This window comes from Mesorhizobium sp. M0802 (assembly GCF_040320115.1).
Lineage (GTDB): Bacteria > Pseudomonadota > Alphaproteobacteria > Rhizobiales > Rhizobiaceae > Mesorhizobium.
This window is the reverse complement of the sequence record NZ_JAMYOY010000004.1, coordinates 227,963-242,461: the sequence shown is the minus strand read 5'-3', so window position 1 is coordinate 242,461 and position 14,499 is coordinate 227,963. Positions and strand designations below refer to the sequence as shown.

Genomic DNA, 14,499 nt, shown 5'->3' with positions numbered 1-14,499 from the left:
AGCCAAGCGCTTGACGAGAAATTGAATCGATCTAATTTGCCGCGCAAAGCCATTCCTTGACCGGATTCGGGCCATGAACGCGCAAGACACCATGCAGAGCGCCCTTCAGGGGCGATGGGCCGTAGCCGCGATCTTCCTCGCCAACGGCTTCCTGACCGGCAGCTGGGCGCCGCAGATTCCGGTGTTCCTGACCCGGCTCGACATCTCGAAATTCACCCTCGGTCTGCTGATCCTGCTGTTCGGCGTCGGCGCGGTCGCGGCCATGAGCTGGTGCGGCCATCTGATCTCCAGGCATGGCTCGCGCACCGTGTTGCGCTGGTTCGGCCTTTGCGGCAGCCTCGGCCTGCTGATCGTGGCGCTGGCGCCCAACGTGCCGCTGGCGGCGATCGCCATGATCATCTTCGGCGGCTCGATCGGCGGCATGGATGTCGCGATGAACGCCAATGCGGTGGTGGTCGAGCGCCGGCTGTCCCGCGCCATCATGTCGTCCTCGCACGGCTTCTGGAGCCTCGGCGGTTTCGCCGGTGGCGGTCTGGGCGGTTACGCCATCCAGACTTACGGCCACCTCGCCCATGCGGCTGTGGTCACGGTCATAGCTTTTGCCGTCATTGCCGTGGCGGTCGGCTACCTCATCGCCGAGGACAAGCCGCAGGCCGCCGAGCATCACAGATTAACGCTGCCGGCCAACCCGCTGGTCTATCTTGTCGGGCTGATGGCGCTGCTGACGATGATTTCCGAGGGCGCCGTGCTCGACTGGGCAGCGCTTTATCTCCGGCAGGAGCTCGGCGCCGACCTCGCCATCGCCGGCCTTGCCTACGCCGCCTTCTCCGGCGTCATGGCTGTCATGCGCTTTTTCGGCGACGGCGTGCGCAACCGCTTCGGCGCGGTGGCGACGCTGCGCGGCTCGGCGGTGGTCGCCGCCGCCGGCATGCTGGTCGCCGGCCTGTCGCCTTCGCCCTGGATCGCCATCGCGGCTTTTGCCCTGTGCGGCTTCGGCATCGCCAATATGGTGCCGATCATCTTCTCGGCCGGCGGCAACCAGGAAGGCATGTCGTCGGGCACCGGCATGAGCGTCGTCACCACCATGGGCTATTCCGGCATATTGGTGGCGCCGTCGGCGATCGGCTTCGTCGCCGAGCATTCCAGCTTCGGGCCGATCTTCGTCGCCATGTCGGGGCTGTTGATCGTCGTGCTTTTGATGGCCGGGCTCGCTCACCGCGCCGAATTCGCGGCCGCCCCCGCCGAATAGCGCTTCAGCTCCTCATAGAGGAAATCCGCGACGCGGCGGATGCGCACGCTGGTGCGCACGTCGCGATGCATGGCCAGCCACACCGGCAGGCTGGGCAGTGGCAGGCCGGGCAGCAGTTTCTCCAGCGACGGGTCGCTGTCCGTCAGCGGCTCCTGGCCAAGACCGACGCCGTTTCCCGCCCGCAGCGCTTCCCACAGCACGATCTGGTTGTCGGCCCTGAAGCGGAAGCTGCTTCGGGTGACGGGGATGCCGGCCTGGGTAAAGCCCCGGATCATCTCGTCGCTGCGGTCGAAGCCGATCAGCGGATGGTCGAGAAGATCGGCGGGCTTGAGCGGGCGGCCGTGCTGGTCGAGATAGGATTTCGCCGCGCAGCAGCAGAGCTTGATATCGCAGACCTTGCGCGCCGTCAGCTCGTTCTGCGCCGGCTTGACCATGCGGATGGCGATATCGGCATCCCTTCGCAGCAGGTTCTCGACCTGGTTCGAGGCGACGATCTCGACCTCGATGCCGGATTCCTCGATGCCGAGCCGCGCCGTCATCCTCGGCAGCACATAGGCCGCCACCACCTCGCTGGCGGCAATGCGCACCGTGCCTTCGATCGCCTCGACCGAGCCCAATGCCAATAGTGAGAACGCGCTCGCCTGCTCGCTCACGGCCTTGCCGCGTTCGAACAGCGTGGCGCCTGCTTCCGTCAGCGCATAGCCGCGCCGCCCGCGCCGGAACAAGGTGACGCCCAACGCCTGTTCGAGCTCACCGATGTGACGCCCGAGCGTCGGTTGGCTGGCCGACAGTTTGCGCGCTGCGGCCGACAGGCTGCCGGTCTCCGCCACGGTGACGAAACTCTTGATCAGGTTCCAGTCGATGTCTTCCATTCATTTATGAATAACAAATCTGCATCCATAGTCAATTTTCATTCGCGTATGAACGCATCATATTCGCCGTGCAAACACAGACACGGAGAAGAAAAATGACCAAGATCGCAATTCTAGGCGCCAATGGCCGGCTCGGCCGCGTGGTTGGGAAAGCCTTCATCGACGCCGGTTTCGACGTCCGCGCCGTCACCCGCAGCGGCAAGGTCCCAGCCGAACTCAAGGGCGCCACCGCCGTCGCCGGCGATGCGCTCGACCGCGAGGCGCTGATCCGCGCCACGCAGGGTGTCGACATCGTCTTCAACGGTCTCAACCCGATCTACACCGACTGGAGCAAATGCCTGCCGATGGCGGAGAACGTCATGGCCGCCTGCCATGCCAACGGCGCGCTGCATCTTTTCCCCGGCACTGTCTACAATTACGGCTCGCCGATGCCTGAGGTGGTCACCGAAGACGCGCCATTTCGTCCGACGACCGAGAAGGGCCGCATCCGCTGCGCCATGGAAGCGCTGTTTCGCCGCGAGGCGGATGCCGGCCGCGTCCGCACCATCATCCTGCGCGCCGGCGATTTCTTCGGCGGCACGGGCAGCGGTTCATGGTTCGACCTCGTCGTCGCCGCCAAGATGAACAAGGGCGTCTACACAGCGCCTGGCCCTGCCAACCTCGTGCACGAATGGGCCTATTTGCCGGACTTCGCCATCGGCTTCGTCGGCCTGGCGCGCAATCAGGGCAAGCTCGGCTTCTTTGAGGCGCTCAACTTCCCCGGCCACGCCGTCACCGACATGGACATAAAGGCCGCCGCCGAGAAGGCGCTTGGCCGGCCGCTGAAACTGACCTTCATGCCCTGGTGGGTGCTGCGCGCCGGCAGCCCGTTCGTGGCGATGTGGCGCGAGATCGTCTCGATGTCCTATCTGCGCTTCGAACCGCACCGGCTCGTGTCCGACCGGCTGGAAGGCATCATCGGCGAAGTCCCGCACACGCCGCTGGACGAGGCCGTGGCCGAGGCCTTGAAGGACATCGGCATCAGCCTCGACCGTGCAAAAGACGCCGCTTAAATGCATGTCGCCCAGAAGTGTGCGCGGTTCTGGGACAACGACATGCATCAAAACAAAGACTTTAGACAAAATCTCTCGCGGTGCTGGCCCAATCGCTGGAAATCAGCAACCGGATGGTCATTATGAGGAGACTGTTTATAACGGTCGGCGAGATCACCATCACCAAGGGGAGACGATGCGTTACATACGTCCGCTTTCAATCGAAGACGCCGTTGGCCTGCTGGCCGACGCTTCCGGCACATCAGCCATTCTCGCTGGAGGCAGTGACCTCCTCGTTCGGATGAAGGGCGGGTTTGTCGATCCCGACCTGATCGTCGACATCAAGGCGATCGAGGGCTTGAGCGAGATCAGGGAGACGGCCGACGGCTTCAGCATCGGCGCCACCGTCCCCTGCGCCGTCCTGGGCGAGAGCGCGGTTCTGAAGAAGGCCTGGCCCGGTGTCGTCGAAGCGGCGAAGCTGATCGGCTCCAAGCAGGTCCAGGGCCGCTGCACCATCGTTGGCAATCTGTGCAACGCCTCGCCGGCCGCCGACAGCGTCCCGGCCTTGGTGGCCGCCGCTGCAAAGGCCGTGGTTGCCGGCCAGTCGGGCAAGCGCACCATTCCGGTCGAGGCCGTGCCGATCGGGCCTGGCAAGACCTCGCTCGCCAAGGGTGAGATCGTCGAGGCGATCCTGCTCGGCAAGCGGGAGCCGCGTTCGGGCGACGCCTATCTCAGATTCATCCCGCGCACCGAGATGGACATCGCCGTGGTCAGCGCCGGCGTGAAGCTGTCGCTCGACGAGCATGGCGTCATAACAGCCGCCCGCGTCGCGCTGGGCGCCGCGGCCCCGACCGTGCTTCTGGTGGAAGAAGCAGCCGAGGCTCTCATCGGCAGGAAGCTGGATGAGGCGGCACTTGAGCGGCTCGCCAAGATCTGCGCCGGGGCCTGCCGCCCCATCGACGACAAGCGCGGCACCATCGAGTTCAGACGAAAAGTTGCGGGCGTGCTGGCCGGACGGGCCGCGACGACCGCCTACGCACGCGCAGGAGGCAAATGATGGCCGGTGTAGCAGTTTCAACGACAATCAACGGCGATCACGTCGAATACCTTTGCCAGCCCGACGAGACGTTGCTCGACGTCCTGCGCGATCGGCTCGGCCTGACCGGCGCCAAGGAAGGCTGCGGCACCGGCGACTGCGGCGCCTGCTCGATCATCCTCGACAACCGGCTGGTCTGCTCGTGCCTGGTGCTCGGCGCTGAAGCCGAAGGCCGGCATATCGAAACCGTCGAGGGCATGGCGCATGGCGATCAGTTGCATCCGCTGCAGCAGAAATTCCTCGAGCATGCGGCCCTGCAATGCGGCATCTGCACGCCGGGCTTCCTCATCGCGGCCAAGGATCTTCTGGCCAAGAACCCCGATCCTACCGAGGAAGAAATCCGCTTCGGCCTCGCCGGCAACCTCTGCCGCTGCACCGGCTACGACAAGATCGTGCGCGCGGTCCAGGATGCGGCCAATGTGATGAAGGGAGCGCACGCATGAACTTCGATCCACGCTTTTCGGGCCGCAAATTCTCATCCGTCGGCACCCGCCCCATCCGCCCAGACGGCATCGACAAGGTGACGGGACGCGCCCGCTACGGCGCCGACTTCAACATGGCGGGACAACTGGTCGGGCGTGTCCTGCGCAGTCCGCATGCGCATGCCAGGATCCTCAAGATCGACACCTCGAAAGCGGAAAAGCTCGCCGGCGTGAAAGCGGTGATCACCGCCGCCGACCTGCCCGATCTCACCGATGGCGATGCCGCCATGTATGACGTCCTCGACAATTGCATGGCGCGCGGCAAGGCGCTCTATGACGGCCATGCGGTGGCCGCGGTCGCCGCCGTCGATGCCCGCACGGCCAGGCAGGCGCTGAAGCTCATCGAGGTCGAATACGAGCTGTTGCCGCATGTCACCGATGTCGACGAGGCGATGAAGCACACCGCGCCGTTGATCAACGACACCATCTTCACCGAGGGGCTCGAGGAAAAGCCGGTAAAGCCGTCCAACGTCACCAAGCGCAGCCAGTTTGGCCATGGCGATGTCCATCAGGGTTTCGGCCACGCCGATGTCATCGTCGAGCGCTCCTTCAAGACCGAGCAGACGCACCAAGGCTATATCGAGCCGCATGCCTGCGTGGCGAGCGTCTCGTCCGACGGCACCGCCGACCTCTGGGTCTGCACGCAGGGCCATTTCGTCTACCGCCAGCATTGCGCGCAACTGCTCGGGCTGGAAGCCTCGAAGCTGCGCGTCACCTCGTCGGAAATCGGCGGCGGCTTCGGCGGCAAGACCCATGTCTGGGCCGAGCCGGTGGCGCTGGCGCTGTCGCGCAAGGCGGGACGCGCGGTGAAGCTGGTGATGACCCGCGACGAGGTGTTCCGCGCCTCGGGCCCGACCAGCGCCACCTCGATCGACGTCAAGATCGGCGCCCGCAAGGATGGCACCATCACTGCCGCCGAAGCGACACTGCGCTACACCAGCGGCCCCTATGCCGGCGCCTGGGCCGAGATCGGCGCCATGACGGCCTTCGCCTGCTACAAGCTCGATAACGTCCAGACGGTCGGCTTCGAAGTGCTGGTCAACCGGCCGAAGACCGCCGCCTATCGCGCACCCTCGGCACCCATGGCTGCGTTCGCGGTGGAAAGCGCCGTCGACGAGCTGGCCAAGGAGCTTGGCATGGATCCGGTCGAGTTCCGCATCAAGAACGCCGCCCAGGAAGGCACCCGCTCTTCCTACGGCCCGGTCTACGGCCCGATCGGCATCGGCCCGACGCTGGAGGCGGCCAAGCACCATCCGCACATGAAGGCGCCGCTGGGCAAGAACCAGGGCCGCGGCATGGCCTGCGGCTTCTGGTTCAATTTCGGTGGCCAGACCTGCGTGGACCTGAACATCGGCATGGACGGCTCGGTGTCGCTGGCCGTCGGCACGGTGGACGTCGGCGGTTCGCGCGCGTCGCTGTCGCTGGTGGCGGCGGAGGAGCTCGGCATCGACTATGCCCAGCTCAAGGCGGTGGTCGCCGACACGTCCTCGCTCGGCTACAATGACATGACCGACGGCAGCCGCGGCACCTTCTCGTCCTCGATGGCGACCATCTCGGCCGCCCGCAACGCGATCAAGATCCTGCGTGAGCGCGCCGCCCAGACATGGGACATCCCCGTCGACGACGTGGTCTGGGAAAACGGCCACGCCATCGCCAAGGGCGAAAAATACGGCAATCTTGCAGCCCTGTCGCTGAAGGAGATCGCCGCCGCTTCCGGCAAGACCGGCGGGCCGATCGCCGGCCACAGCGAACTCGTCGCCGACGGCGCCGGCGTCTCCTTCGCCACCCATATATGCGACATCGAGGTCGACCCCGATACCGGCTCGACCAGGGTGATCCGCTACACGGTGATCCAGGATGCCGGCAAGGCGGTGCACCCGACTTATGTCGAGGGCCAGTACCAGGGCGGTGCCGCGCAAGGCATCGGCTGGGCGCTCAACGAGGAGTATATCTACGGCAAGGACGGGCGCCTCCAGAATGCCGGCTTCCTCGACTATCGCATCCCGGTCTGCTCGGACCTGCCGATGATCGACACGCAGATCCTCGAGATACCCAATCCCAACCACCCCTATGGCGTGCGCGGCGTCGGCGAAACCTCGATCGTGCCGCCGCTGGCGGCGATCGCCAATGCCGTCTCCAACGCAGCCGGCGTGCGCATGACCCACATCCCGATGTCGCCGCCACGGGTTCTCGCCGCGATCGAGGCGGAACGGGGAGGCTAGGGCAAAATGAGGTTCTTGCCCTAATGGTCGAAGTGACGCTCTGGGGCGCGCTGGGCCAGCTCGCCGGCGGCCAGAGCAAGGTCGAGGTCGAGGCCAAGGACATCAGGGAGCTGTTCAGGAAACTGGCTGAACAGTATCCCGGCATCGAGCCCTGGATCGAGAAGGGCATCGCGGTGGCCATTGACGGGACGATTTATCGCGATACGTGGTCGAAGGAACTGCCGCCGGGGGCGGAGATTTTTCTGCTGCCGCGGCTGGCTGGGGGGTGAAGTGGGGTGTCGCCCTACGTCCCAGAGCGGACCGGCATCCTCGGTCTGCGACCTTCAAGTGCAGGTCGGTCCTCGCCTAGATACCAGTTTTGCTGACCGCGTCTTATCGGCGGCGGGTTGGCCAATAATCCAGAGAACCTGATCCGCTGGATTACTATCGGCAAGGGACATCAGTCCGCACACCGCTCTGAAGTGACTCGAGCGGGTCACCGTTTGACGGATCATCAAGCTAGGTTTGGCGCTGAGACGTATCGGAAATACGTTCGCGCACGGCATGCTCGGTCTTGTCTGCTGTGGACTTCACGATCTCGCCGAGCTGATCGGCTATCGTGTCTGCTTCCATATCTTGCCGGCCAGCTTCCTGCTTGATGGTCTCATAGGCTTCGGCGGCGACCTGCTTGGCCTCATCGAGGCCCCTATTGAGCAAAGTTTCGGCGGAATCGCGAAGCTTGTCGCCATAGGCGCCTAGTTGCTCGTCCTCCGTTGCGGTATGGGGCAGCATTGCACCTATAGCGGCGCCGATGGCGAGACCGACGGCCGCTACGGCCAAGGGTTGGTCCTCCAACAGATCTTGCGCGGAGCGGCTGGCTTTCGCCGCCATGTCCCCAGTCGTCGAGCTTGCATTGGCAGCGCTTCCCGTCAGACCCGCCGCAGCGGCTCTTGCGGTGCTCGATATGGTGTCGCCGACGCTGGCAGCGCTCGAGGAGAGCGATTCCGCGGCGTCGGAGAGCGTGCCGCCCAAGCCGCCGCGCTCCCCTGCTACATCATGTCGTCCCGGCGCTGAAGGCAATGGATAGCCAGCCGAACGGTGGGCTGTGTTTGAGGTACCGCTGCCGAACATCAGCCAGGCCAGACCTGCGCCCACCATGGTGACCGGCAAAGGATTGTCTCGGACCTGCGTTCTGAGATTTCTGAGCATGGCCGCGCTCTCCCCTCCCGAGAACAGCCCGGTGAACTCATCCAGCAATTGTCCAGGCGTCATCTTGCCTCGAATGGATCCGGCGGTCTCCATCACCCGAGCGCGAGCAGCCTCGGCCTCGCGTTCAAGTTCGGCTGCGGATTTCTCGTTCATCTCACCTGTTCCTTAATCGCGCTCGCGTCGCGCTTGAGCTGTCCCTGGGTCCGGTCGGGGGTAAGTTCCGAAGGCGCCATGCTGGCCGTCCCCGTCCGCAGCAGGATGACGCCGAGGACCGCCACGACCACACCGACCAGCAGGGAAGACCATCCCGCGCCAAGCCCTGCCCGCGTCAGTGCGATAATGAGCGCCTGCAGCAACACCAAGAGCGCGGCGAGCAGGCAAATCGCGCCGCCCAGCACTTCCGCGGCACCTGCTCCGGCTTTGGTAAGCTTTTCAGAGAGCTCGGCCCGAAACAGCCTCGCCTCGGTTTGCACCAGAGTGGTGACATTCTGGGCCAAATCGGTGACTAGCCCGGCAAGGCTGGGATTGTCCTGGTTGTTCATCTGTCCTGCTCCGCGATCTGCGTGGCCCCATCATCGCCGACCACGCCAAAATCTTGTGGACGATCAGCGGACCAACCCTGTGGCTGATCGGTGTGTGATTTGAGGCCTCCCGGAGCGGCCTCAGAATCGGGCCTTGCCGGCGGAGAAGCCTTGATGAACCGCCCGAGAGCCAATCCGGCCAACACCGATCCCGCAAGCAGGACACCGGGATTTTGCCGGCCGAAGGACTGGACGTCATCAAGGACTTGGCTAAAGGGCTTCTGTTTCAAGGACGATGAAAGCCGCTCAAGGCCACTGGCAGCATCCAAAGCGAACTTCGATGCGTTCCTTTCATCGTTGCTGGCAAGGTGATCGCTGGCCGCTCGCAGTGCACCACCCAACGCCGCCAAGCTCGATCCGATGTCGCGCTGCGCCTCCTCCGCCTTGTCGGAGATGACCTGCGTGGCTTCAGATGCATAGTCGCCAGCCTTACGGGTCACCTCGTCCCGCGCGTCGTGAAGCAACTCGCTGGCACGCTCATTTTCCTGGCGAAGTCTTTCGGAGACGTCGCTTTTCGCCTTGTCGAAATCGGTGGGCTGTCCACCCTGATCCTTCTCATGCTGCATGAGGCCACCTAGTGAAAACCGAGGAAGGAGAGGACCGCGAGCACGACGACGATAAGGCCGATAAGATAGATTACACTGTTCATGTGCACGTCCTCCGTAGCTTTCCAACTTCGACGAACCTGCGATGTTCCGTAAGTGAGAGCATTTATCTCAGCCGAAACGAAGAGCTTCGTCAGGCACGCACCCAGTCAACAGTGAGTTGCCCTGTCCCTCGTGGGCAGGAGCCGAGTGCCGGCTGCCTCCTGTATTGCAATCTTTGCCTATTCGGCGGCCCCGCCTCGGCGTACCGGCGACCAGGGAGAACTCTCCCTTGCCGTCCATCGACGGTCCATCCTCCAACGGCCCCGCGCTGGTTCGATACCTTCGACGAAGCAATTGATGAAGGCATAGGATACGTCCTGATACACACGGGAAGGAGTTGGGACCGGCAGAAACGCGTTAAGTCCGCCCATGTCTTCAATGGCCGTGAGCCACTGCTGTGGGTGCATGGTGTCGCGCGCAATAAGGAAGGACACGATGTCCTTCATGCCGGGATCGTTGGTCATGTTGTACAGGCGGGTAGCAAGTACGCGGCCACTTCCTTCCGCAGTGACGTTTGCGACCATATCTGCGCAAGATTGCCGCCGGCGTAGGGATGCGAAGCATTGAAGGGAAACGCCGTTGGCGTTTTCAGGCAGTGCGGCCAGGCCGGTCGACAAGATTTGGCGGACGTTCATCCCGTTGAGGGCCGAGCCGCCGACCTGTCGGGGAAAGGCGGTAGCGCTTCCGCGACCACCTTACCCCCGCTGCTTTGACGCCATGCCCACCAGCTCGCCGACTCTGCGGCTGGAGATTGCACTCATCGCTAATGACTGCTGGGCGTACTTTTCTGGGGTGGATCGTGCCGGTCCGCCTGTACGCTCGAATTTCTGCCTTTGGGATTCCGCTGGGGCCAGCTCAAAGACCTGAGGCATGCCTGAGCTAGGCTACTGGTGAACGCGTCTCCAAGGCCAAGTCTCTACTTTGCAGAACGCCTCCCTACGCCCCCAACGTCGGCTCCGTATTCACCTCCAGCGCCTCTTCCGCCTCATCTTCCTCGCCGAGCACCTCCCCATGCACCCCCAGCGGCCGGCCGATCCAGATCGGATCGACGAGATGGTCGCGTTTGGGGTTGGTGGTGTTGGGGTGGATGAGAATGCTCAGGCCGCCGTGGTTCAGCATCAGCCATGGGACCAGCGTGGCGAAGATCTCGGTGGCGAAGGAGACCTGGTACATGGCCTGCTCGTGCGGGCCGACCGGCTCGTCGCGCCAGTTGCCCAGGCGCACGCGAAAACGTTCGCCGATGCGCAGGCGCAGCCATTCGGCGTGTTGCCGCTCGGCTTGGCCGTCATAGTAGATGTGGGCGTGATAGCTGGCGATCTCGGCGAGCGGCCTTGGCGGGTTGGCGGTGTTCACCTTGATGGCTCCCTCGGCGATTATGGTGCGGGCAGCGTATACGCAAGGGGGCGGGGTGGCCAAGGGGGGCACAGCGTGTGCTCGTCATCTCGATTTCGGGCCAATCGCATATGGAGCTCCCCCGCTCCGTCTCGGCTTCGCCCAGCCACCTCTACCCCCACATTCGTGGGGGAGAGGAAATGCTAATCGCCAAGATCGCTGCCTTGAAAAGCTTGGCATTTCCTCTCCCCCATGGACATGTGGGAGAGGTGGCCGCGCAGCGGCCGGAGTGGGGGCTGGCACCGCCGTATGCCTATTGCCTGCACTTCGTGGGGCGAGGAAACGCTAATCTCCGATATCTCAGGCTCCGATCAAACCCTGCCCATCAGCACCAGGATCAGCAGCACCACCAGCACAGCGCCGGCGATCCCCGACGGCCCATAGCCCCAGGAGCGCGAATGCGGCCAGGCCGGTACGGCGCCGATCAGGATCAGGATCAAGACAATGATGAGGATGGTGCTGACGGTCATTAAGAGTCCCTCGCCTTGCTGGTCGGATACGAGGGGACAATGCAAAAGGCCGCCCGGTTGTTCCGGACGGCCTTTTGTCTGACTGGTCGAATGCAGCTATTCCGCGGCTTTCGGGAAGGCGATTGCCGGTTCGTCGAGCGGACCCGGCCTCGGCCCCACAGGCGCATCCGGCTTCTTGTCGCGGCCGAAAATCCTGCGGAAAAACGCATAGAAGCGGCTGTTCTTGCTGCGCGTGAAGATCATCAGCATGGACGGCGTCACCACCAGCGTCAGCAAGGTGGCGAAGGACAGGCCGAAGACGATCGCCGAGGATAGCGAAATCCACCATTGCGTCGACGGCGCGTTGATCGTCGTCTCGTGATGGAAGATTTCCAGCCCCAGGCCGAAGGCGATCGGCAGCACGCCGAGGATGGCCGATACCGCCGTCAGCACGACCGGGCGGGCGCGCTCGCGGCAGGTCTGCAGCACCGCCTCCATCTTGTCCCAGCCTTCTTCACGCAGCCGGTCATAGGTGTCGATGAGCACGATGTTGTTGTTCACCACCACGCCGGCCAGCGCGATGACGCCGATGCCCGACATGACGATGCCGAAGGCCTCGCCGGTCAGAAGCAACCCCAGGAACACGCCGATCGTCGCCATGACCACGCAGGACAGCACCAGAAGCACGCTGGTGAACTTGTTGAACTGCATCAGCAGCACCAGGAAGATCAGGAAGATCGCCGCGCCAAAAGCCTTGCCGAGGAAGGCGCTGGCTTCGGCGCTGTCCTCGTTGGAGCCGGCGAGCTTCCAGCGTATGCCGCTGTCGAGCTTCATGTCGGTGACCGCCTTGGTCACTTCCGCCTGCACCGCCGCAACCTGGTTACCGGCGGCGACGTTGGCCTGGACGACCACGGTGCGGGCGCCGTCGATGCGGTTGAGGATGCCGACCGTCGGCTCCGGCTTGCGCACGACGAAGTTCGAAATCGGCACCGAGCCTTGCGCGGTCTGCACCCGGAGCTCGTCGAGCGTCGACAGCGTGCGCCGGTCTTCGGGCAGGCGCAGGCGGATATCGACAGCATCGTCGGCGCCGGCGGGCCGGTACTCGGACAGCTTCAAGCCATTGGTCACCAATTGCACCACGGTGCCGACCGCGGTCGGGCTGATGCCGTACTGCGCCGCCTTGGCGCGGTCGACCTCGAGCGCCCAGTCGACGCCGGGCGGCGGCAGGCCGTCGGAAACGTCGATGACGCCGGGCACCTTGGCGATGCGCGCCGCGACCGCACGGGCCTGGTCGTCAAGCCCTTTTGGATCGATGGCCGAAAGCCGGAGCTGGACCGCCTTGCCTGTGGGAGGACCGGCCTCCGGCACGCGCACTTCGACATCGACGCCGGGAATGCCGGCCATGACGGTGCGCAGCTCATCCAGGATATTGTTCGCCGATTTGCGCTCGCGCCAGTCGATGAACTCATACTGGATGACGCCGACGACGTCCTCCGGCACGTCCTGTCCGCCGCCCTGCGTCTTGCCGACGCGGGTATAGACCGATTTGACGCCAGGCCAGCCAAGCAGCCGGTTTTCGGCGATCCTGGTTGCCGTATCCATTTCGGCCAGCGAGAGATTGCCGCGGGCATGCACATAGAGCAGGCCGTAATCGGGCTCGACGCTGGGGAAGAACTCGACGCCGGCGCCATATTTCGAATAGGCGAAGCCGACGCCGGTCAGCAAGACGGCGGTGAGCACCAGCACAGTAATGGGGAAGCGCACCGCCTGCTTGACCAGCGCCATGTACCAGCCGTCGCGATTGTGTTCCTCGTGATGCTCCGGCGCCTTGGCGAAAAGCGCGCCCAGCGTCGGCGCGAACACCAGCGCATAAAGCATCGAGGCCGACAGCGTGACGATCAGCGTGATCGGCATGTATTTCATGAAGTCGCCGATGATGCCGGGCCAGAACAGCAGCGGCGAAAATGCCGCGATGCGCGTCATCGTCGCGGCGATGACGGGGCCGGCCATGCGCTTGGCGGCCAGCGTGAAGGCTTCCGCCTTCGGCATGCCTTCGCCCATGCGCCGTTCGGCGAATTCGGTTACGATGATGGCGTCGTCGACCAGCATGCCGACCGCCAGGATAAGGCTGAACAGCACGATCATGTTGATCGTGTAGCCCATCATGGCAAGCAGCAGGATGCCGATCAGGAACGATGACGGAATGGCAAGCCCGATCAGCAGCGAGGCGCGGCCCGACAGCGCATAAAGGATGACGATGAACACCAGGATGACGGCGATCATCACGTGGTTCTGCAGGTCGCCCAGCAGCTGGTTGACGAAGACAGACTTGTCCTGCGTGTAGGTGATGTTCATGCCTTCCGGCATCGTCTTGACGTAGGCGTCGGACACTTCCCGCACCTTGGCCAGCGTGTCGATCAGGTTGGCGCCGATGCGCTTCTTGACTTCGATGGCGATGGCCGGCTTGCCGTTGAGGCGAGTGATGGTCTCGGCGTCGGCGAAGGTCGAACGCACCGTGGCGATGTCCTTCGCCTGCACGACGGCATTGGGGCCGGCGACCACCGGCAAGGACGCGACATCCTCGGGTGTCTCGATCAGCGACGGCACCTTGACCGCGTATTTGCCTTCCGAACCCTCGATATTGCCGGCGGCGACCAGGCTGTTGGAAGCGCCGACCGCGCCGATCAACTGGTCGAGCTGCAGGCCGTAGGAGGACAGCTTCATCGGGTCGATGACGACCTCGACGAGATCGTCGCGCGCGCCTTGTATGGTGCCCTCAAGAACGCCCGGGACTTCCTCGATGCGGTCGCGCAGTTCGCGCGCCGCCGCCGTAAGCACACGCTCGGGCACATCGCCGGACAGCGTGACGACCAGGACGGGAAACTCGGAAATGTTGACCTCGGTAACAACCGGTTCTTCTGCCGCTTGGGGAAGGTCAGCCTTCGCGTCCTGAACCTTCGAGCGTGTATCAGTCACCGCGGTGTCGACTTTTATAGACGGCAGAAACTCAAGGAAGACAAAGGCACCGCCCTGATAGGCGGATGATTTCATCTCCTTTAACCCCTTGAGACTCTTAAGCTTTGCCTCCAGAGGCCTAAGCAGAAGTCTTTCAGCGTCTTCGGGCGCGATGCCTTGATAGGCAACATTTATATAAACATAAGGGGTAGGAACGTCGGGTTCCGCTTCCTTCGGTGTCGACTGATAGGCGACCCAGCCCGCCAGCAGCAGGAAGACCAGCACCGCAATGGTCAGCCGGGCATTGTTGATCGCGAGTTTGACGATATCCATGG

General features: G+C 63.9%; 14 protein-coding genes. 6 read left to right on the top strand and 8 right to left on the bottom strand.

Annotated features, from left to right (window positions below):
• Nucleotides 1-73: 73 nt before the first annotated feature.
• Nucleotides 74-1,249: an MFS transporter gene (locus tag NKI10_RS09240; RefSeq protein ID WP_023690050.1), complete on the top strand. Its 1,176-nt coding sequence runs from the start codon at nt 74-76 to the stop codon at nt 1,247-1,249.
• Here NKI10_RS09240 and NKI10_RS09235 read toward each other — a convergent pair.
• Complete coding sequence (locus NKI10_RS09235) at nt 1,213-2,121, bottom strand: LysR family transcriptional regulator (RefSeq protein WP_023832032.1); 909 nt, start codon at nt 2,119-2,121, stop codon at nt 1,213-1,215. The two genes, NKI10_RS09240 and NKI10_RS09235, sit on opposite strands and share 37 nt — an antisense overlap.
• A gap of 95 nt (nt 2,122-2,216) precedes the next feature.
• Here NKI10_RS09235 and NKI10_RS09230 point away from each other — a divergent pair, with 95 nt between their 5' ends.
• The 5 genes from NKI10_RS09230 (at nt 2,217) to NKI10_RS09210 (ending at nt 7,221) form a co-directional block, all read left to right on the top strand.
• Nucleotides 2,217-3,173 carry an SDR family oxidoreductase gene (locus NKI10_RS09230; RefSeq protein WP_352859598.1) on the top strand — a complete coding sequence of 319 codons (957 nt, stop codon included), beginning with the start codon at nt 2,217-2,219 and terminating at the stop codon, nt 3,171-3,173.
• 175 nt (nt 3,174-3,348) lie between these two features.
• The gene (locus tag NKI10_RS09225; protein WP_352539185.1) at nt 3,349-4,209 is read left to right on the top strand and encodes an FAD binding domain-containing protein; all 861 of its coding nucleotides are present in this window, start codon (nt 3,349-3,351) and stop codon (nt 4,207-4,209) included.
• Nucleotides 4,209-4,691: a (2Fe-2S)-binding protein gene (locus tag NKI10_RS09220; protein ID WP_023684040.1), complete on the top strand. Its 483-nt coding sequence runs from the start codon at nt 4,209-4,211 to the stop codon at nt 4,689-4,691. Before NKI10_RS09225 ends, NKI10_RS09220 begins: the two co-directional genes overlap by 1 nt.
• The gene (locus NKI10_RS09215) at nt 4,688-6,952 is read left to right on the top strand and encodes a xanthine dehydrogenase family protein molybdopterin-binding subunit (protein ID WP_352539186.1); all 2,265 of its coding nucleotides are present in this window, start codon (nt 4,688-4,690) and stop codon (nt 6,950-6,952) included. The genes NKI10_RS09220 and NKI10_RS09215 overlap by 4 nt, the downstream gene beginning before the upstream one ends.
• Nucleotides 6,953-6,975: 23 nt before the next feature.
• The gene (locus tag NKI10_RS09210; RefSeq protein ID WP_023684042.1) at nt 6,976-7,221 is read left to right on the top strand and encodes a MoaD/ThiS family protein; all 246 of its coding nucleotides are present in this window, start codon (nt 6,976-6,978) and stop codon (nt 7,219-7,221) included.
• A gap of 229 nt (nt 7,222-7,450) precedes the next feature.
• On the opposite strand, the gene NKI10_RS09205 is transcribed toward NKI10_RS09210, so the two are convergent.
• From NKI10_RS09205 to NKI10_RS09175, 7 genes are all read right to left on the bottom strand, one after another.
• On the bottom strand, nt 7,451-8,293 hold the full coding sequence (locus NKI10_RS09205) for a hypothetical protein (RefSeq protein WP_352859596.1): 843 nt from the start codon (nt 8,291-8,293) through the stop codon (nt 7,451-7,453).
• Entirely contained in the window at nt 8,290-8,682 is a 393-nt protein-coding gene (locus tag NKI10_RS09200) for a phage holin family protein (protein WP_023693628.1), read from the bottom strand. The genes NKI10_RS09205 and NKI10_RS09200 overlap by 4 nt, the downstream gene beginning before the upstream one ends.
• The gene (locus NKI10_RS09195; protein ID WP_023693627.1) at nt 8,679-9,287 is read right to left on the bottom strand and encodes a hypothetical protein; all 609 of its coding nucleotides are present in this window, start codon (nt 9,285-9,287) and stop codon (nt 8,679-8,681) included. The genes NKI10_RS09200 and NKI10_RS09195 overlap by 4 nt, the downstream gene beginning before the upstream one ends.
• 260 nt (nt 9,288-9,547) lie before the next feature.
• Complete coding sequence (locus NKI10_RS09190) at nt 9,548-10,003, bottom strand: manganese catalase family protein (protein WP_081725537.1); 456 nt, start codon at nt 10,001-10,003, stop codon at nt 9,548-9,550.
• A gap of 301 nt (nt 10,004-10,304) precedes the next feature.
• Nucleotides 10,305-10,721, bottom strand: coding sequence for a DOPA 4,5-dioxygenase family protein (locus NKI10_RS09185; protein ID WP_023690511.1), 417 nt, complete (start codon nt 10,719-10,721; stop codon nt 10,305-10,307).
• Between the two features lie 350 nt (nt 10,722-11,071).
• Complete coding sequence (locus tag NKI10_RS09180; protein WP_023685825.1) at nt 11,072-11,230, bottom strand: DUF3309 family protein; 159 nt, start codon at nt 11,228-11,230, stop codon at nt 11,072-11,074.
• A gap of 96 nt (nt 11,231-11,326) precedes the next feature.
• Entirely contained in the window at nt 11,327-14,497 is a 3,171-nt protein-coding gene (locus tag NKI10_RS09175) for an efflux RND transporter permease subunit (RefSeq protein ID WP_352859593.1), read from the bottom strand.
• Nucleotides 14,498-14,499 lie beyond the last annotated feature (2 nt).